Annotated in this window: 15 protein-coding genes; 9 read left to right on the top strand and 6 right to left on the bottom strand. The window is 67.7% G+C overall.

Annotation, left to right across the window (positions count from 1 at the left end; genetic code table 11):
* The first annotated feature begins 16 nt into the window (after nucleotides 1-16).
* Genes trxB through ACYBYQ_RS04845 form a run of 3 tightly spaced genes read left to right on the top strand, consistent with a single transcriptional unit; the run spans nucleotide 17 to nucleotide 1,972 of the window.
* On the top strand, nucleotides 17-976 hold the full coding sequence (trxB, locus tag ACYBYQ_RS04855) for a thioredoxin-disulfide reductase (RefSeq protein ID WP_459617324.1): 960 nt from the start codon (nucleotides 17-19) through the stop codon (nucleotides 974-976).
* Nucleotides 963-1,646: a Smr/MutS family protein gene (locus tag ACYBYQ_RS04850; protein WP_459617322.1), complete on the top strand. Its 684-nt coding sequence runs from the start codon at nucleotides 963-965 to the stop codon at nucleotides 1,644-1,646. Before trxB ends, ACYBYQ_RS04850 begins: the two co-directional genes overlap by 14 nt.
* Nucleotides 1,643-1,972 (top strand): DMT family transporter, encoded by a 330-nt coding sequence (locus ACYBYQ_RS04845; RefSeq protein ID WP_459617320.1) that lies wholly within the window; start codon nucleotides 1,643-1,645, stop codon nucleotides 1,970-1,972. The genes ACYBYQ_RS04850 and ACYBYQ_RS04845 overlap by 4 nt, the downstream gene beginning before the upstream one ends.
* 16 nt (nucleotides 1,973-1,988) lie before the next feature.
* Here ACYBYQ_RS04845 and ACYBYQ_RS04840 read toward each other — a convergent pair whose 3' ends face one another.
* Both ACYBYQ_RS04840 and ACYBYQ_RS04835 read right to left on the bottom strand, forming a co-directional pair.
* Nucleotides 1,989-4,073 carry a sodium:solute symporter family protein gene (locus ACYBYQ_RS04840; protein WP_459617318.1) on the bottom strand — a complete coding sequence of 695 codons (2,085 nt, stop codon included), beginning with the start codon at nucleotides 4,071-4,073 and terminating at the stop codon, nucleotides 1,989-1,991.
* Nucleotides 4,073-4,351, bottom strand: a complete 279-nt coding sequence (locus ACYBYQ_RS04835) for a DUF4212 domain-containing protein (RefSeq protein WP_459617316.1) — start codon at nucleotides 4,349-4,351, stop codon at nucleotides 4,073-4,075. The genes ACYBYQ_RS04840 and ACYBYQ_RS04835 overlap by 1 nt, the downstream gene beginning before the upstream one ends.
* Nucleotides 4,352-5,006: 655 nt before the next feature.
* Here ACYBYQ_RS04835 and kdpA point away from each other — a divergent pair.
* The 6 genes from kdpA to ACYBYQ_RS04805 all read left to right on the top strand — a co-directional run bounded on the left by kdpA (nucleotide 5,007) and on the right by ACYBYQ_RS04805 (nucleotide 13,882).
* Entirely contained in the window at nucleotides 5,007-6,692 is a 1,686-nt protein-coding gene (gene kdpA / locus ACYBYQ_RS04830; protein WP_459617314.1) for a potassium-transporting ATPase subunit KdpA, read from the top strand.
* A gap of 17 nt (nucleotides 6,693-6,709) precedes the next feature.
* Nucleotides 6,710-8,872, top strand: a complete 2,163-nt coding sequence (gene kdpB, locus ACYBYQ_RS04825) for a potassium-transporting ATPase subunit KdpB (RefSeq protein WP_459617312.1) — start codon at nucleotides 6,710-6,712, stop codon at nucleotides 8,870-8,872.
* 19 nt (nucleotides 8,873-8,891) lie between these two features.
* On the top strand, nucleotides 8,892-9,491 hold the full coding sequence (gene kdpC, locus ACYBYQ_RS04820; protein WP_459617310.1) for a potassium-transporting ATPase subunit KdpC: 600 nt from the start codon (nucleotides 8,892-8,894) through the stop codon (nucleotides 9,489-9,491).
* A 46-nt stretch (nucleotides 9,492-9,537) separates the two neighbouring features.
* Entirely contained in the window at nucleotides 9,538-12,228 is a 2,691-nt protein-coding gene (locus ACYBYQ_RS04815) for an ATP-binding protein (protein WP_459617308.1), read from the top strand.
* A 5-nt stretch (nucleotides 12,229-12,233) separates the two neighbouring features.
* On the top strand, nucleotides 12,234-12,926 hold the full coding sequence (kdpE, locus tag ACYBYQ_RS04810; RefSeq protein WP_459617306.1) for a two-component system response regulator KdpE: 693 nt from the start codon (nucleotides 12,234-12,236) through the stop codon (nucleotides 12,924-12,926).
* A 128-nt stretch (nucleotides 12,927-13,054) separates the two neighbouring features.
* Complete coding sequence (locus tag ACYBYQ_RS04805) at nucleotides 13,055-13,882, top strand: IclR family transcriptional regulator (protein WP_459617304.1); 828 nt, start codon at nucleotides 13,055-13,057, stop codon at nucleotides 13,880-13,882.
* A 7-nt stretch (nucleotides 13,883-13,889) separates the two neighbouring features.
* On the opposite strand, the gene dapA is transcribed toward ACYBYQ_RS04805, so the two are convergent.
* From dapA to ACYBYQ_RS04785, 4 genes are all read right to left on the bottom strand, one after another.
* The gene (gene dapA, locus ACYBYQ_RS04800; RefSeq protein WP_459617302.1) at nucleotides 13,890-14,795 is read right to left on the bottom strand and encodes a 4-hydroxy-tetrahydrodipicolinate synthase; all 906 of its coding nucleotides are present in this window, start codon (nucleotides 14,793-14,795) and stop codon (nucleotides 13,890-13,892) included.
* A gap of 28 nt (nucleotides 14,796-14,823) precedes the next feature.
* Nucleotides 14,824-16,599: an ABC transporter permease subunit gene (locus tag ACYBYQ_RS04795; protein WP_459617300.1), complete on the bottom strand. Its 1,776-nt coding sequence runs from the start codon at nucleotides 16,597-16,599 to the stop codon at nucleotides 14,824-14,826.
* Between the two features lie 4 nt (nucleotides 16,600-16,603).
* Nucleotides 16,604-17,683 carry an ABC transporter ATP-binding protein gene (locus tag ACYBYQ_RS04790; RefSeq protein WP_459617298.1) on the bottom strand — a complete coding sequence of 360 codons (1,080 nt, stop codon included), beginning with the start codon at nucleotides 17,681-17,683 and terminating at the stop codon, nucleotides 16,604-16,606.
* A 62-nt stretch (nucleotides 17,684-17,745) separates the two neighbouring features.
* Nucleotides 17,746-18,828, bottom strand: a complete 1,083-nt coding sequence (locus ACYBYQ_RS04785; RefSeq protein WP_459617296.1) for an ABC transporter substrate-binding protein — start codon at nucleotides 18,826-18,828, stop codon at nucleotides 17,746-17,748.
* Nucleotides 18,829-18,855: the final 27 nt, after the last annotated feature.

The following is an 18,855-nucleotide window of genomic DNA, read 5'->3' as shown; positions in this document are numbered from 1 at the left end:
CTGAAGATATCCATCCATGTCCACGCCCAAACACGCGAAAGTCCTGATATTGGGGTCCGGCCCGGCAGGCTACACCGCAGCCGTCTATGCGGCCCGCGCCAATCTCAGCCCCTTGCTCATCACCGGGCTGGCCCAAGGCGGCCAGCTCATGACCACCACCGAAGTCGACAACTGGCCTGCCGACGTGCACGGCGTGCAGGGCCCCGACCTGATGCAGCGCTTCCAGCAGCACGCCGAGCGCTTCAACACCGAGATGGTATTCGACCACATCGCCAAGGTCGACCTTTCCCGTCGTCCCTTCACGCTCACGGGCGACACCGGCAAGGTGTACACCTGCGACGCCCTCATCATCGCCACCGGCGCATCGGCCAAGTACCTGGGCCTGCCCAGCGAGCAGGCCTTCATGGGCCGCGGGGTGTCGGGCTGCGCCACCTGCGACGGCTTCTTCTACAAGAACAAGGACGTGGTCGTGGTGGGCGGCGGCAACACCGCCGTCGAGGAAGCGCTGTACCTCTCGAACATCTGCCGCAAGGTCACCCTGATCCACCGCCGCGACAAGTTCCGCGCCGAGCCCATCCTGGTGGACAAGCTCATGGACAAGGTCGCCAACGGCAACATGGCGCTCAAGCTGTTCTGCACGCTCGAGGAAGTGCTGGGCGACGACGGCGGCGTCACCGGGGCGCGCATCCGCCACACCAAGACCGACGCCACCGAAGACCTCGACGTGGCGGGCTGCTTCATCGCCATCGGCCACCAGCCCAACACCGAGATCTTCGCCGGCCAGCTCGACATGAAAGACGGCTACATCATCACGCGCAGCGGCCTGTCGGGCATGGCCACCATGACCTCGGTGCCGGGCGTGTTCGCCGCGGGCGACGTGCAGGACCACGTCTACCGCCAGGCGATCACCAGCGCCGGCACCGGCTGCATGGCCGCGCTGGATGCGCAGCGGTGGCTGGAGAATGGCGAACAGTAAAGGCCGCCTGGCCGACCTGAAGCGGCTGCACCAGGAGGCAGCGCAGGCGCGGCAGCAGGCTGAGCGGGAGGCAGCCCGACGCTGCGCCGCGGACGCGGCGCAGCCGTCCGCCGACGACGACCTGGCCGCCTTCCGGCGCGCCATGCAGGCCGTCACGCCGATTCCGGCACGCGATACCGTCGAGCATCGTCCTGCCGCCGCCGGCGCCGCCGTCACGCCCGCGCTCGCGGTGCGCCGGGCTGCAGCCCTGGGCGAAACGCCCGCGCGCATAGACGCCGGCGTCTCCGATGGCAGCGTGACCCACCTGCTGTCCGAAGGAGGCACCGCCTATGTGCGCGCCGATGCCGCACCCGATACGGCGCGCAGGCTCCGGCGCGGCCAGTGGCGCGCCGGCGCCGAACTCGACCTGCACGGCCTGCGCGTGGAGCAGGCGCGCCACGCGGTGCTGTCGTTCGTGGACGAATGCCTGGAACACGGCATACGCTGCCTGCGCATCGTGCACGGCAAAGGCTACGGCTCGCAGGGCATGGAGCCTGTGCTGAAAGACCGGACCCGCAGCTGGCTGGTGCAGAAAGCCGCGGTGATTGCCTTCAGCGAGGCGCCCGAGCGCGAGGGCGGGGCCGGCGCGCTGCTGGTGCTGCTGCGCCTGCCCGAGGAAACGCCGCGATGAAGTGGCTATACCTGGCGCTGGCCATCGGCGCGGAGATCGTGGCCACCAGCATGCTCAAGAGCTCTGCGGGCTTCACGCGGCTCTGGCCCACGGCCGCCACGGTGGCGGGCTACGTCGTATCGTTCTACTTCCTGTCGCTCACGCTGCGCGAGCTGCCCATCGGCATCGCCTATGCGGTCTGGTCGGGGGTGGGCATCGTCGCGATCTCGCTGGTGGGCCTGGTGTTCTTCAAGCAGACGCTCGACCTGCCTGCCGTCATCGGCATCGCCCTCATCGTGGCGGGCGTGCTGGTGATGAATCTCTACTCCCGATCTACCGGGCACTGAGAAGACCGCTGCAGAGTCAGACGCCGCGGTCGCCCGGCTGCCCGCCGGGCCGGCGCAGGTAGTCCACCAGCGCCAGCGTGGCGCGGTCGGGCGCGGGCGTGAGCAGCGACACCAGCACGATCACCGCAAAAGCAACCGGGGCGCCGAACACCCCCGCCGCAATGGGCTGCACGCCCCACCACAGGTGCACCGGCTCGGTCCGCGCGATGCCGAACACCCATTCGCGCAACGAAGGGTGCATGTGGGCCATGTACGCAAACGTGGCGAGCAGGCCGGCGAACATGCCGCACGTGGCTCCCCATTTGTTGGCGCGACGCCAGAACATGCCCATCACCAGCACCGGGAAGAACGACGATGCGGCGAAGGAGAAGGCGGCGGACACCATGAACAGGATGTCGCCCGGCTTGCGCGCCGCCACCCAGGCCGCGGCAAAGGCCACCAGCAGCAGCAGGACCTTGGACACCAGCACGCGGCGCGCTGTATGCATGCGCGGCGACATGACGCGATACCACATATCGTGCGACAGCGAGTTCGACAGCGTGAGCAGCAGACCGTCGGCGGTGGAAAGCGCCGCGGCCAGCGCGCCTGCCGCAACCAGGCCGGAGAGCACGTACGGCAGGCCGCCGATCTCCGGCATGGCCAGCACCACCACGTCGGCGCCCAGGCTGATCTCGCCGAGCTGCACGATGCCGTCGCGATTGATGTCGGCCACGTCCAGCAGGTTGGGATCGACGGCGCTCCAGGCGTGCACCCAGCCGGGCAGGTTGAAGAAGCTGCTGCCCACCACCTGGGCGTAGACCTCGTACTTGACCAGCAGCGCCAGCGCCGGGGCGGTGAAGTACAGCAGCAGGATGAACAGCAGCGTCCAGCCCACCGAGCGCCGCGCATCGGCCACCGACGGCGTGGTGTAGGAACGCATCAGGATGTGCGGCATGCCCGCCGTGCCCAGCATCAGGCACAGCATCAGCGCCAGGAAATTGACCTGCATGTCGCGGCGCGCGTCGGGATCCTGCGCGGGAAACGGCTGGGCGTGCGGCACGGGCGGCGAGCCGCGGGCCTCGAACGCGGCGCGCGCCTGCGACCAGGCCACCCTGGCCGCCTCGGGATCGCGCGGATACGCGGCCAGCTCGCGCTCCAGCGACCGGATCTCCACCATGGGCGCGTCGGCGGCGGTGAGCGCAGCCAGGCGGGCGCGCAGGCGCTCGCGCTCCTGCTGCCATGACGCCGGCAGGTCCCGCAGGCGGTCGTCCATCTGGCGGGCCTGCTCATGCCACAGGCGCCGCACCTCCTGCTCGGCGGGATCGTTCTGCAGGTAGGCCTCCTTCTCGCTCACCTGCTGCAGCACCGAACCGGCCGACAGCTGCGGCACCGGCGTGCCGGTGTGCTTCACCGACAGCCAGACGACCGGCACCAGATAGGCGATGACCAGGATGATGTACTGGGCCACCTGCGTCCAGGTCACGGCGCGCATGCCCCCGAGGAAGGAACAGACCAGCATGCCGCCCAGCGCCACGAAAATGCCGAGCTCGAAGGCGATGCCGGTCAGCCTGGTGGTGATGATGCCCACGCCGTAGATCTGCGCCACCAGGTAGGTGAACGAGCACAGCACGGCGCACGCCACGCCGGCCAGCCGCGGCATGTGCCCGCCGAAACGCGCCCCGAGGAAGTCGGGAATGGTGTATTGGCCGAACTTGCGCAGGTAGGGCGCCAGCAGCAGTGCCACCAGCACGTAGCCTCCGGTCCAGCCCATGACATAGGCCAGCCCGCCGTAGCCGGACAGGTACAGGGTGCCGGCCACCCCGATGAACGAGGCCACCGACATCCAGTCGGCGGCAGTAGCCATCCCGTTGTAGAGCGCAGGCACGCGCCGGCCGGCCACGTAGTATTCCGACTGGTCGGACGTGCGGCACACGATGCCTATGCCGGCGTAAAGGCTCACGGTGACCATGAGGAAGGCATAGCCGATCCAGTTGCGCGCCATGCCCGCCAGTTCTGCCAGGGCCAGGAGCACCACCAGCAGCACCACGCCGCCGGTGTACAGCACATAGATGCGGCGCAGCCGCCGGCCGAATTCGTGCTGGGAGGGCGCCGAGAAAGGCACTAGGGCCGCTCCTCGTCCTGCGGCCTGGCGGCGCGCGCGTCACGGCGGTTCATGAACCAGGCGTACAGGACCACGATGACCAGGAACGACAGCGGTGCGCCGTAGGCCGCAAGCCAGAAAGAGAATGGCCAGCCTATGAAGGTGAAACCCATGTGGGCGGTAAGCAGGGCCGGCGCCACGGCGAGCAGCAGCCAGACCGCCAGCAGCGCCAGGATGAGCCGGACGTTGCGGCGCCAATAGCAGGCCTGGGACGCGGGAGAATTGCGGGTTGGCGCCATCGGGTCACGTGCGTTGCCGGCGCCGGAGGCTGCCCGGACGCCGATACGACAACGGCTGGCACGATGTGCCAGCCGTTGTGCTTTCTTGCTTTTCTTGGATACTGCTTTTTTTATACCGGTGCCGCCGGTTATGCCCTGAAGGGCATTTGTCTCCTCACCTGCATGGAAAGCATTCTGCACCAGTTACGGGATTGTCACACTAGGGGAATGCCCTAATTCGGCGCATTCATTTACTTATGTTACGCACCGACATGGTGCAAAACGGCCACTTGGCCCCTCGGGTGGCCTGCATCGTACTTCCAAATGCGGAAAACGGCGAGACGGCCGATTCTTTCCTTCCCAGCACAAATGCACCTTAAACGTGCATCGCGGCTCGCTCCCCCAAGCTTTACACCGTTTTTACGCCGGGCTCCGTAATCTTCGCCCTCGTCGGTCCAGGTTACGGACCGCCTTGCTGCGGAGGCTTGCATCATGGATTTGCTGTATGCGGGGCTGACCGGCCTGCTGGCCGGTTCGGTATGGGCGTCGATCCTGGGCTGCGCGGCCCTGACCCGGGGAGAAGGATCATGACTGCGCTGTATCTGTCTGCCGCCCTCATTGCGGGCCTGCTGGCGGGCTATCTGCTGGTTGCGTTGTGCCGGCCGGAGTGGTTCTGATGGACGCCCGTTATCTCGCATTGCTTGCCGGCTACCTGGCGCTGCTGGCCGCCATCGCCGTGCCGCTGGGCCGCTATCTGGCCTGGTGCCTGCAGCATTCCAGCGGCGCCGGCCGCGGCGGGCTGGGGGAGCGCCTGCTGTACCGTGCCGCCGGCGTCTCGCCGCAGGCGGGCATGAATGCCCGGCAATACGCGATGGCCGTCCTCGCATTCAATCTGGCGGGCGCGCTGGCGGTGTATGCGCTGCAGCGGCTGCAGGGCTGGCTGCCGCTCAATCCCGCCGGACTGGGCGCCGTGCCAGCGGACTCGGCGTTCAACACGGCGGTGTCTTTCGCCACCAATACCAACTGGCAGGGCTACGCCGGCGAAACCACCATGAGCCACCTCACGCAGATGCTCGGGCTCGGGGTGCAGAACTTCCTGTCGGCCGCGACCGGCATCGCGGTGGCCTTTGCCGTGATGCGCGGCCTGACGCGCCAGGGCGATGGAACGCTGGGCAACTTCTGGCGCGATCTGCTGCGGATCACGCTGTACGTGCTGCTGCCGCTGTCGCTGCTGCTGGCGCTCGCGCTGGTGGCCGCCGGCACGATCCAGAATCTTTCTCCCTCCGTGATCGCGCACGGCCTCGAAGGGGGCGCCCAGACCCTCCCCATGGGGCCCGTGGCCTCGCAGGAGGCCATCAAGCTGCTGGGCACCAACGGCGGAGGCTTCTTCAACGCAAACTCGGCCCATCCTTTCGAGAATCCCAGCGCGCTGTCCAACCTGCTGCAGATGCTGGCGATCCTGGCCATTCCTGCCGCGCTGTGCGTGAGCTTCGGCCACCTGGCCGGCCAGCGGCGGCAGGGATACGCGCTGCTCGGCGCCATGACCCTGCTGTTCGTGGGCTGCGCCCTCGCGGCGGGCCACCTGGAGCACCCGCTCACCCCCGCGCTGGCACAGGCCGGCGTATTGCCGGACGGCGGCAACATGGAAGGCAAGGAGGTCCGCTTCGGCATAGGCGCCACAGCACTGTACGCGGTCATCACCACGGCGGCGTCGTGCGGCGCGGTCAACGGCATGATGGATTCTTTCTCGGCCCTGGGCGGCATGGTGCCCATGCTGCTGATGCAACTGGGCGAAGTGGTGTACGGCGGGGTGGGCTCCGGACTGTACGGCATGCTGGCGTTCGCGCTGCTCACCGTGTTCGTCTGCGGCCTGATGATAGGCCGCACGCCGGAATACCTGGGCAAGAAGCTCGAACCGCGCGACATGAAGATGGTGGCGATCGCGCTGCTGGTCACGCCCTTGCTCGTGCTCGGCGGCACGGCGGTGGCGGTGTTGGCCGATGCCGGCCGGGCCGGCATGCTGAACCCGGGGCCGCACGGCTACAGCGAGGTGCTCTATGCCCTGTCCTCGGCCGCCAACAACAACGGCAGCGCCTTTGCCGGGCTGTCGGCGAATACGCCGTTCTACAACGTGCTGCTGGCCGTGGCCATGTGGCTGGGGCGGTACCTGCCCATCGTCGCGTTGCTTGCACTCGCGGGCTCGCTGGCCGTCAAGCCGCGGCTCGACGCCGGTCCGGGCGCGCTGCCCACGGGCGGCCCGATGTTCGCCCTGCTGCTGGCCGGCTGCATGCTGCTGGTCGGCGCCCTGACGTACGTCCCCGCGCTGGCCCTGGGGCCGATCGCCGAATTCCTCCAACCCTGATTCGTCGGAAGACAGACATGAACCCTTCCCTGCATTCCGGCCCGCCCGCGATGGCGACGGGCGCGCCGGCCCCGCTTGCGCGCCCCACTGCGCCGGGATGGACAGCGAGCCTGTGGCGCTCGGCCCTGCTCGACAGCCTGGTCAAGCTCAACCCGGCAGCGCAGTGGCGCAACCCGGTGATGTTCGTGGTGTACGTCGGCGCGCTGTGCACCTCGGTGCTCGGATGCCTGGCGGCCGCCGGCCACGGCGAACCCGGGGCTCGCCCCGCAACCGTGCTGGCCCTGGCCGCCTGGCTATGGTTCACCGTGATATTCGCCAACTTCGCCGAAGCCCTGGCCGAAGGCCGCGGCAAGCAGCAGGCTGCCGCGCTGCGCGGATTGCGCAGCGCCACCCAGGCGCGCGTGCTGCGGCGCTTCGATGACGGCGACGCGCGGGGCGGTCTTGCGCCGGGCGGCGATGCGCCTGCCTGGGCCCGGGATGCGGAAATCCGTGCCTCCACGGATTTGCGCAAGGGCGACGCGGTGCTGGTGCTGGCGGGCGAAGTGGTGCCGGGGGACGGACAGGCCGTCGCGGGCATTGCGTCCGTGGACGAGAGCGCCATGACCGGGGAATCAGCGCCGGTGATCCGCGGGGCGGGCGGCGACTTCTCCTCCGTGACGGGCGGGACGCGGGTGCTGTCGGACTGGCTGGTGGTGCGCATCGGCGCCGACCTGGGCGAGGGCTTCCTGGACCGCATGATCTCCATGGTCGAAGGCGCCCGGCGCCGCAAGACGCCGAACGAACTCGCACTCACCATCGTGCTGGCAGGCCTGACCCTGGTCCTGCTCGTGGCGGTTGCCACCCTGGTGCCCTTCTCCCTGTACGCCGCCGGCGCGGACGGCGGCGCCGTGTCGCTGGCGGCCCTGATCGCGTTGCTCGTCTGCCTGATCCCCACGACCATAGGCGGCCTGCTGTCGGCCATCGGCGTGGCGGGCATGAGCCGGATGATGCGCGCCAACGTGATCGCCACGTCGGGCCGCGCCATCGAAGCCGCGGGCGACGTGGACGTGCTGCTGCTCGACAAGACCGGCACCATCACCTATGGCAACCGGCAGGCCGCCGCCTTCCTGCCCGCCCCCGGCGTGACGGCCGAGACGCTGGGCCGTGCCGCCTGCCTGGCCTCGATGGCGGACGACACGCCGGAAGGCCGCAGCATCGTCGCGCTGGCGCGTCGCCACGGCTGGGCCGCCGAGCCGGCTGCCGACGCCCAGGCGATCGCCTTCTCGGCGCAGACGCGCATGAGCGGCGTGGACCTCCCGCAGCGCGCCCTGCGCAAGGGCGCGCAGGACGCCGTGGACGCCTGGCTGGCCGCGCGCGGCCAGGACCTGCCTGCGGCAGTGCGCGAGGACGCGCAAGCCGTTGCGCGACGCGGCAGCACGCCCCTAGTGGTGTGCGAGAACGACCGTGCGCTGGGCGTGGTCGAGCTCAAGGACATCGTCAAGCCGGGCATGCGCGAGCGTTTCGCGGCCCTGCGCCGCATGGGCATCGAAACGGTGATGATCACGGGCGACAACCCGCTGACGGCAGCCGCCATCGCCGCCGAGGCCGGCGTGGACGATTTCCTGGCGCAGGCCACGCCCGAGGCCAAGCTGGAACGCATCCGCGCCGAACAGCGCCGCGGCCGGCTGGTTGCCATGACGGGCGACGGGACCAACGATGCGCCGGCACTGGCCCAAGCCGACGTGGCGGTGGCCATGAACAGCGGCACCCAGGCCGCCAAGGAGACGAGCAATCTGGTCGACCTGGACTCCGATCCCACCAAATTGATCGAGATAGTGGAGATCGGCAAGCAGATGCTGATGACGCGGGGTGCGCTCACCACGTTCAGCTTCGCCAACGACCTGGCCAAGTACTTCGCCATCATTCCCGCCGCCTTCGCCGGCATCTACCCCCAGCTCGGCGCCCTGGACGTGATGCGCCTGGGCAGTCCGGACTCGGCCGTCCTTTCGGCCGTGATCTTCAATGCCCTCATCATCGTGGCGCTGATTCCCCTGGCGCTGCGGGGCGTGCGCTACCGCCCCATCGGCGCCGCGCGGCTGCTGCGCCGCAATGGATTGATCTACGGCGTCGGCGGCATGCTCCTGCCCTTCGCCGGCATCAAGCTCATCGACATGGTGCTGGCCCTGCCCGGGCTGGCATGACACCGGAGGACCTGCCTTCATGGACACTCGCAACCCACCCGCCATGCCCCTGCTGCGGCCCGTCGTGGTCATGCTGCTGGCGCTTTCGGCCCTTACGGGGCTGGTCTATCCCCTGGCCACGACCGGACTGGCGCAATGGCTGTTCCCGCGGGAAGCGGCCGGCTCGCTCGTGGAACGCAATGGCCGCGTGCTGGGGTCGGCCCTGATAGGCCAGCCGTTCACTGCACCCGGGTACTTCTGGGGGCGGCCGTCGGCCACCGCCGGACGCCCCTACGACGCCACGGCCTCGGGCGGATCCAACCTGGGCCCCACCAACCCGGCGCTGGCCGATGCCGTCCGCCAGCGCCTCGCCGCCCTGCGCGCGGCAGATCCCGGCAATACCCGGGATGTGCCGGTGGACCTGGTCACGGCATCCGGAAGCGGCCTGGATCCCCACATCAGCCCTGCGGCGGCGCGCTACCAGGCGGGGCGCGTGGCGCGCGTCCGCGGCCTGCAGCCGGCCGACGTCGAGGCCCTCATCGCGCGGCACACCCGGCGGCCGCCGCTCGGGCTCGGCGGCGACGCCGTCGTCAACGTGTTGGCGCTCAACCTGGCGCTGGACGCACTGGCCACACCCTGAAACCGGACGCGTATAGTATGGCTGCCCGGCCTTCCCGCCCCCTCCGATGACGTCCGAACGTCCCGATCCCGACCTGCTGCTGAAGACGCTGGACCAGGCCGAGGCCCACGCCCGGCGCGGGCGGTTGCGCATCTACTTCGGCGCCTCTGCCGGCGTGGGCAAGACCTACGCCATGCTGGCCCATGCGCGCGCCCAGCATGCCGAGGGGCTGGACGTGCTGGCCGGGATCGTGGAAACCCACGGACGCCCCGAGACGGCCGCCCTGCTCGAGGGCCTGCCGCGGCTGCCGCCGGCGCGGCTGGCGTTCCAGGGGCGCATGCTCGAGGAATTCGACCTGCCCGAGGCGCTGCGCCGCCGGCCGCGGCTGCTGCTGCTCGACGAACTCGCCCACAGCAACGCGCCGGGCGCGCGCCACGCCAAGCGATGGCAGGATGCAGACGAACTGCTGGAAGCCGGCATCGACGTCTGGACCACGCTCAACGTGCAGCACCTCGACAGCCTCAACGAGGCGGTGGGCGGCATTACCGGAATCCGCGTTGCGGAAACCGTGCCCGACACGGTGTTCGACGGCGCCGATGAAATCATCCTGGTGGACCTGTCCGCCGATGCGCTGCTGCAGCGGCTGCGCGCGGGCCAGGTCTACCTGCCCGAACAGGCGCGCCATGCCGCCCACAACTTTTTCCGCAAGGGCAACCTGATCGCGCTGCGCGAGCTGGCCCTGCACCGTACCGCGGACCACGTGAACCACGCGGTGCACGCCTATCGGCAGGAACAGGTCATCGCGCCGGTGTGGCGCACGCGCGAAGCCGTGGCCGCCTGCATCGCGGCGGATGCCCAGGCCGTGCACGTGGTGCGCAGCGCCCACCGGCTCGCACGGCAACTGGACGCCGAACTGCACGTCATCACCGTGACCCAGCCTGGCAGCGCCACGCCGGCGCGGGGCCAGCACCAGCTGGAGCAGGCGCTGGCGCAGGCCGAGGCCATGGGCGCACGCATCGAGACGCTGGCCGGACCGCAGGCAGCCGCGACTGCCGCGGCCTATCTGCGCCGCCACAACCTCACCAAGGCTGTGGTGGGGCAGCCCCGTGCCGGCTGGCGCCGCCGCTGGGCGCTCGCCGGCCCCGGCTTTGCCGAGGCCCTGGGCGCGGCCTGTCCCGACATCGACCTGCTGCGCGTGGCCCGCCCGCCGGTGCGCCCGCCTGCCGACGCCGCGCCGCCGCCTGCCGCCTCGCCGCCGCGCCTGCATGCGGGCTACGCGTGGAGCCTGCTGTATTGCGCGCTGGCGGCGCTGGCCTCGCATGCGGTCTTCCCGCTGTTGGACCAGACCAACATCGCCATGGTGTTCCTGCTGGCCGTGGTGGCGGCGGCCCTGCGCCACGGCCGGGGTCCATCGGCACTCGCGGCCGTGGTCAGCGTCGCCCTTTTCGACCTCCTGTTCGTCCAGCCGCTGGGCTCTTTCGCCGTGTCGGACGTGCAGTACCTGCTGACCTTCGCCGTGCTGCTCGGCGTGGGACTGCTCGTGGGCCAGCTCACCGCCGGGCTGCGCGTGCAGGCGCAGGCCGCAGCCAGCCGGGAAGCCGACGTGCGCGGCCTGTACGAGCTCGCGCGGGAGCTGTCGTCGGCGCTGCAGCCCGTCCAGATCGCCGCCGCGGCCGAGGCCTTCCTGGATGCCGCCTTCGACGCGCATGCGGCCCTGCATGTGCTCGAACTGGACGAGCAGCTGCGCCCGGCCGCTCCCGCGCCGGCCGGCATGGCCGCGCCCGACCCGGCAATACTGCAATGGGTGCATGACCACGGCCAGCCCGCCGGCGCAGGCACCGGCACGCTGGCGCACGCAGCGCTGCTCTATCTGCCGCTCAAAGCGCCCATGCGGGTACGCGGGGTGCTGGCCCTGCAGCTCTCCGACCCGCGCGCCTACGCCCTGCCGCAGGTGCGCAGGAAGCTCGAGGCCTACGCCACCCTCATCGCCATCGCGCTGGAGCGCCTGCATTACGTGGAGGTGGCGCAGCACGCACTGGTGGGCATGGAGTCGGAACGCCTGCGCAACTCGGTGCTGGCCGCCGTGTCGCACGACCTGCGTACGCCGCTCACCAGCCTGGTCGGCATGTCCGAGACGCTGCTGCGCTCGCCCGCCGGGCTTTCCGACGCCACGCGCGAAGTGCTCTCCGCCATGCGCGCCCAGACCCTGCGCCTGCATGCGCAGGTGGTAAACCTGCTGGACATGGCCAGGCTGCAGAGCGCCGAAGCGCCATTGCGGCGCGGCTGGCAGTCGATCGAGGAGCTGGTGGGCGCCGCGCTGGCCGAGCTGCATGAACCGCTGGCGACGCACCACGTGGAAGTGGCACCGCTGTCGCGCCTGCCCCTGGTCGAGTGCGACGGCGTGCTGATCCAGCGCGTGCTGGTGAACCTGCTGGAGAATGCCGCCAAGCATACGCCGCGCGACAGCCGCATACGGATCGGCGCAAGCGCATCGGACGCCACGCTGGCAATCAGCGTGGAGGACGACGGGCCGGGCATCCCGCCGGGCATGGAGCAACGGATCTTCGAGAAATTCACGCGGGCCGACCGCGAGAGCGCCACGCCCGGCGTCGGCCTGGGCCTGGCCGTATGCCGCGCCATCGTCGACGCGCACGGCGGCGCCATCCACGCCGAATCCCGCCCCGCCGGACGGGGCGCGCGCTTCGTGTTCACCCTGCCCCTGGGGCAGCCGCCGGGCGCGCCCCCGGATGCTTCCTGACCACCATGTTCGAATATGCCCCCACCGTACTGCTGGTCGAAGACGACGCGCACATTCGCCGCTTCGTGCGCGACGCGCTGCACGCCGAAGGCTGCACCGTGCACGAAACCGACACCGTCGAACGCGGGCTGATCGAGGCCGGCACGCGCCATCCCGATGTCGTGATCCTGGACCTGGGCCTGCCGGATGCGGACGGCATGCAGCTGATCCGCAAGCTGCGCGACTGGACCCCCGTGCCGGTGCTGGTACTGTCGGCGCGCAGCGGCGAGCCCGACAAGATCGCCGCGCTGGATGCGGGCGCCGACGACTACCTCACCAAGCCTTTCGGCGTGGGCGAACTGCTGGCCCGCCTGCGCGTGCTGCTGCGCCGCCATGCGCGCGGCGAAGCGGGACACGCCGCCGAACTGCAATATGGCGAGCTGCGCATCGACCTGGCACGCCGCGTGGTCACGCGCGCCGGCCAGCACGTGCGCCTGACGCTGCGCGAATACCGGCTGCTCGCCGCCCTGGTTTCACAGCCCGGCAAGGTGCTGACCCACCGCGAACTGCTGCGGGAAGTCTGGGGCCCGGCCTATGTGGAACACCATCATTACCTGCGCATCTACACAGGCCGACTGCGCCACAAGCTGGAAGCCGACCCGGCCCGCCCGCGCCATCTCGTCACCGAGGTGGGCGTGGGCTACCGCTGGGCGGAATGAATAATTGATATCTGCTATTAATAATTAAATTACAATTACTTCAACCGCAATACGCGATCCTGGGACGGCAAATACGCATCGTAGTTGGTTATTGCGTGGTCCCTCTAGAACTCCACAGGCTATTTCCCGTGCGCAACACAACGATCGACGACACGCAGGAACCGCAGGCGCCCACCGCACACCGGTCGTCGCTGTTTGTCGGATCCACCGAGAAAGCGTTTCAGGTGCTGCACGCCTTTGACGGGTCTAAACGCCACATGACCCTGGCCGATATCGCGCGCGCTTCGGGCCTGGACCGCAGCGCCACGCAGCGCATGGTCTATACGCTGGAAACGCTGGGCTACTTGCGCCGAATCCCCGATACGCGCAACTACGGCCTGACACCGAAAGTGCTGCAGTTTTCATACAACTATGTGCGTGCCAACGAATTGATCGACAAGGCCTCGCCGTATCTGCTGGACATCAGCCGCACGCTGGGCGAAACCACCAACCTCCAAGAACTGGATGGCCATGAGATCGTGTTTGTTGCGCGTTTCCCCGGCCATCACCTCGTGAACGTCGACATCGCCGTCGGCAGCCGCCTGCCGGCGTTCTTCACCGCATCGGGCACGGCGATCCTGTCCCGCCTGACGAACGAGGATCGCCGCGAAATCCTGGCGCAGACACGGCTGGATCCCATCACGCCCTATACCGAGGTGAATCCCGAAAAGCTGCTGGAGCGCGTGCAGCGCGTAGCCGAAAAAGGCTACGCGGTCATCGTGAACGAGACGGTGTTGGGCGACATCTCGGTCGCCGCACCGATCACTGACCATCGTGGCCTTGCCGTGGCCGCCATCAATATTTCGGTGCCCACGACGCGGTGGACGGTGACCCGCGTTGAAGCCGAACTGGCGCCACACGTGCAAGTGGCGGCCACGTCGATTTCAAAGTCGAAGTTCGCGGGCTATTCAAGATAGGACGGCTTCACTTCACCCCTTCGAATTCCTCCAGCAGCGGTTTCACTGTTTCACGCAACGCCGCCTGCAACGCTTGCCCAGGGGCCACCAGCGGATCCAGGACGTCGGGCGCATTCACTCCGATCAGGTCCATGACTGATTTCATGGGCCCTGGATTCGTCTCTGCAAACGCAAGGTTCATCAACGGAATCAAGCGGCGATGCAACGCCATCGATTCGCGCGTGCGCCCCTCGACGGCCAAGGCGTAAACCTTGCGCCAGGCCGATGGCAGCAAGCTTGCCGTTACCACGATGCCGCCGCGCGCGCCGGCCGCCAGATGTACCGGCAGCAGCGTGTCTTCCCCGCTGAACACCGCAAACGATTCGTCCACGCCCGCCACCGTGCGCAGAAAGTGGTACATGTCTGTATTGCAGGCCTTCATGCCGATGATGTTCTCGTGGCGCGACAGTTCATGCAGCACCTCGGGTGCAATCGCGATACGCGTGCGGTACGGGATTTCGTAGATCATCAACGGCAGCGGCGACGCATCCGCATAGCGCAGGAAATAGTCGCGGATGCCCGATTGCGTGGGCGTCGTGTAATAGGGCGTCAGCACCATCAGGGCATCGGCGCCGGCCTCGGCAAATTCGCGCCCGGCTTGCAGGGCGTCATGAAAACCGGGATCCAGCACCCCGGGGATGACCGGCACGCGCCCGCCAACGGCCTCAACCGTCAGCTCACACATGCGGATGCGCTCGGCGCGGGCCAATGCGCCGTATTCGCCCGTGCCACCCAGCGGGACGATGCCATCGATGCCCTGCTTGATCAGGTAGGCGACCAGCGCCTTCGCGGCCGCGGCGTTGAGCGTGTCGTCGGCGTTGACCGGGGTGGGAATGGCGGGGAAGACTCCGCGCAATTGGGTTGCGTTCAGCATGTTGCGTATCCTAGAGAAAAAACCGGATTCAGTTGGCCAGGCTGCGGCGGCGCAGCCGGTCGGCCAGCCAGATGAGGGCGGCAATGAAAATGAACAAGCAGGTAGAGACGGCGGCAATGACCGGGGAAATCTGCAGCGTCACCTCGTCCCAGAACTGTTTAGGCAGCGTGGCGTTCAGGCCGCCGGAGGCGAACAGGGCTATCGTCAATTCGTCGAACGACGTGGCGAAGGCGAACAGGAATGAAGACATCAACCCAGCGCCCAGAATGGGAAACGTCACGAAGCGCAGCGTGGCCCACGGCCCCGCGCCGAGGCTTTGCGCCGCGAGGTCCAGCCGCGTGTCGTAGTTGCGCAGCACGGCCATCATCGTGATCACCACATAGGGCACCGCCACCACGGTATGCGCCAGGATGAGCCCGATGGTGGAGCCCACTAGCCCTACGCGGGCAAAGAAATAGAACATGCCCACGGCGATGATCATGCGCGGCACCACGATGGGCGACAGCACGAAGGCCAGCATGGCGGATTTGGCGCGCATGTTGGCGCGCACCAGCAGGAAGGCGGCGGGCGTACCGATCAGCATCGCCAGCAAGCCGGTTCCCACACCTACGGTCAGCGATCGTGTGATGGCCTGCATCCACACGGGCGAGGTGAACATCTGCTCGTACCATTGCAGCGAAAAACCCGTAGGCGGCCACGTCAGCCCGGAACCCGAATCAAATGACAACGGGATCATAAGGAAGGCCGGCGCGCTAAGAAACGCCAGCACGCCGAGCACGACCCACCATAGCGTGCGGGATTGTCCGGTACCCGACACCGACCGCCGAACCCGCTTGGGCAGCAGCGCGAACAGCGCATCCGACACACGCGCCAAAATCGTGAGCACGGCATCGCCCGCACGCCGCGACAGGCTTTCCTTGCCGGATGCGCGGACGCGGGTAGACGCGCTGCCCGTCATGGTCGACAAGCCCAGGATCTTGTCATAGATGGCGAAGACCGCCAGCACCACCACCAGCAGCAATACCGACACCGCGCCGGCAAACTCCCAGTTCATGGTCTGCTGCACCTGATCGATGATGATCTGCGTGATCATCGTTTCCTTGCGTCCACCCAGCAGCGCTGGCGTAATGAAGAAGCCGATGGCGGTCACGAACACCATGATGGCCGCGGCCGCGACGCCGGGCATCGACAGTGGGAAATAGATCTTCCAGAATGCAGTGCCGGGGCGCGCGCCCAACGTGGATGCGGCGCGCGGCAGGTTGCGGTCGATGTTCTCCATGACAGACAGCATCGTCAAGACCGCCAGCGGCATCAGCGCATGCACCATGCCCACCAGCACGCTTCCAAAGTTGTAGAGCAGGTTGGCTGGCGCATCCAGAATGCCCAATGCCTGCAGCAGCTGGTTGACTACGCCGTTTCGGCCAAGCAGCACCACCCACGCGAAGGTGCGCACCAGGAAGCTGGTCCAGAACGACAGCAGCACCCAGAACAGCAGCGAGGTCTTGCGCCCGGCCGACAGGCTGGATATCAGATAGGCAACGGGGTAGCCGGCGACCACGGAGAAGAACGTTGTCCACAACGAGATCTTCAACGTGATCAACAGCACGTTCACGTACACGGACGACTCGAAGAGCCGGTGATACTGCGCCAGCGTGAAACCCTGGTCGCCGACGACACTGAGCAATAGCAGCTGGCCCACCGGATAAATCAGCAGCACCAGCAGCAGCACGACCAGCGGGGCAGCCATGAAGAAATGGCGCAGGCCCGGACTCATGCGCTTGCGGGAAGTAGCAGGGGTCATCATGCGTTCACTCCGCAATGGCCACCGCATCTGCGGCCTGCCAGCTGACCGTCAGCGGTTGGCCGATGGCGTATTGCTCGGCCTGGCGCTGCGTGGGGTGCGCCACGACGATCGGCGAAGCGTCGGCCACGCCCGGGTCCAGATACAGCTTGGTCAGGCTGCCGGTAACCATCACGTCCAGCAGCTTGCCGGTCAGGCCGGCGCCTGAGGTAGCCACGCGCAGGTTCTGCGGGCGCAACATCACCGTGACCTTCTGGCCAACTCTGATGGGAGCGCCGTTGGACAGCGCCTGGCCGGTGACGCCCTGGTGGGCCAGCTTGATGGTCAGGGTGTCACCGTCCACCGCCGTGACCTCGCCCTGCAATAGATTCGACTCGCCCAGGAAGTCGGCAACGAAGAGCGTGCGGGGCCGAAAGTACAGATCTGCCGGCGTACCCAACTGTTCGATCGCGCCGCCGTTCATCAGGCAGATGCGGTCTGACATGGTCATGGCCTCTTCCTGGTCATGCGTCACGTACACGATGGTGGTACCCAGCTCGCGATGGATGCGCTTGATCTCCAACTGCATCTGATCACGCAGTTTCTTGTCCAGCGCGCCCAACGGTTCATCCATCAGGATGATGGCCGGTCGATAGACCATGCAGCGCGCCAGCGCGATGCGCTGCTGCTGGCCGCCGGACAGTTCGCGCGGCAGGCGCGTGGCCACATGCGCCAGGCGCACCATTTCGAGCGCCTCCTGGGTGCGGCGACGCGCCTCCGCCGCAGGCACCTTGCGCATCTTCAAGGGGAACGCAATGTTCTCTTCGATGCTCATGTGCGGAAACAGCGCGTAGTTCTGGAACACCATGCCGATGTCCCGCTCGTACGGGGCGCCATAGGTCACGTCGGCACCATCGATCAGCACGCGGCCCTCGTCGGGCTGCGCGAGACCGGCGATCAGGCTCAGCAAGGTGGTCTTGCCGGACCCGGACGGGCCCAGCAGGGTCAGGAATTCGCCGCGGGCGACGTCCAGGTATGTGGGCGCCAACGCGACGAAATCGCCATAGCGTTTGCCCAGGCCCGAAATTTGCAGATTGGAAGAAGACATGGTGTTCAATACATTAAGATTTGCCCCGGCGCGGGCCATGGCGATGGCACGCGGCCGATGGGTTATTTCAGGACCCAGCCGTTGAAGCGTTCAAGCACGTCGCGCTGCTTCTCCAACCAGTACGCGGCATTGATATGCAGGCCGGTCTTGATGTTGTCGGGGTGGGTCGGGCAGCTGCGCGCCACATCGGCCTTGATGTAATCGAAGGCAGCGGGCTGGGTGACGCCGGCGCCGAAGTACTCGACCAACGCGGCCTGGCGCCTGGGGTCGGACGCGAACTTGATGAATTCGCGGCAGGCGTCCGCGTTCGGCGTGCCTTTCAGGATGGACCAGTTGTCGCAGCCCCAGATGTTCTGGTCCCACACGATCTGTACCGGCGCGCCGCTGGCAATTGCCGCTTGCGCGCGCGACACCCAGGTCGCGATCATGTCGACCTCGCCGGAGCCCAGCATCTGTTCGACCTGCGCACCCGTGTTCCACCACACGTCCACCGACGGTTTTACCTTGTCCAGGCTGGCCAGCGCGCGGTCTATGTCGCAGGGGTAGACCTCGTCGGTCGGAACGCCGTCGGCCATCAGCGCTTCTTCGATGGTGTCGAACGGATGCTTGCGCAAGCCACGGCGGCCGGGGATCTCCTGGACATTCCAGAAGTCGGCCCAAGACGCCGGCGCACGGCGGCCTTTGAAAGCATCCGTGCGGTACGCCAGCACGGTGGTGTAGACGTTGTGGCCAACGCCGTACGGCGACATGTATTGCTTCGGGATGGTGGCCACGACCGGGTCGGATTCCAGGCCGTGTTTTTCCAGATAGACCTTGTCGCCTTCGGTCAGCATCAGGATGGCGGGTTGGCTGACCTTGGCCATGTCCCAGGTGTAGTTGCCGGTATCCACCATGCTGCGGATCTGCGCGGTGGGTTCGGCGTTGGCCTGGACGCCCACCACCTGGATACCGGTGGCTTCCAAGAACGGCTTATAGAACACGGCACCGTACGCCTTGCTGTAGATGCCGCCATCGTCGCGCACGACAATGCGCTTGGAAGCCGCGCGCGAGGGCGTCCAGATCATGGGCATGGCGAGGGCGGCAGTGCCGGCGGCCACGGTTTTCAGCACGGTGCGCCGCGAAGCATTGTGGGCGATCGATTTCATGGAAAGCTCCTTCGGGTCGGGTCAGGG

The sequence above is a fragment of the Bordetella sp. 2513F2 genome, assembly GCF_054642735.1.
This window is presented reverse-complemented; position numbering and strand designations above follow the sequence as displayed.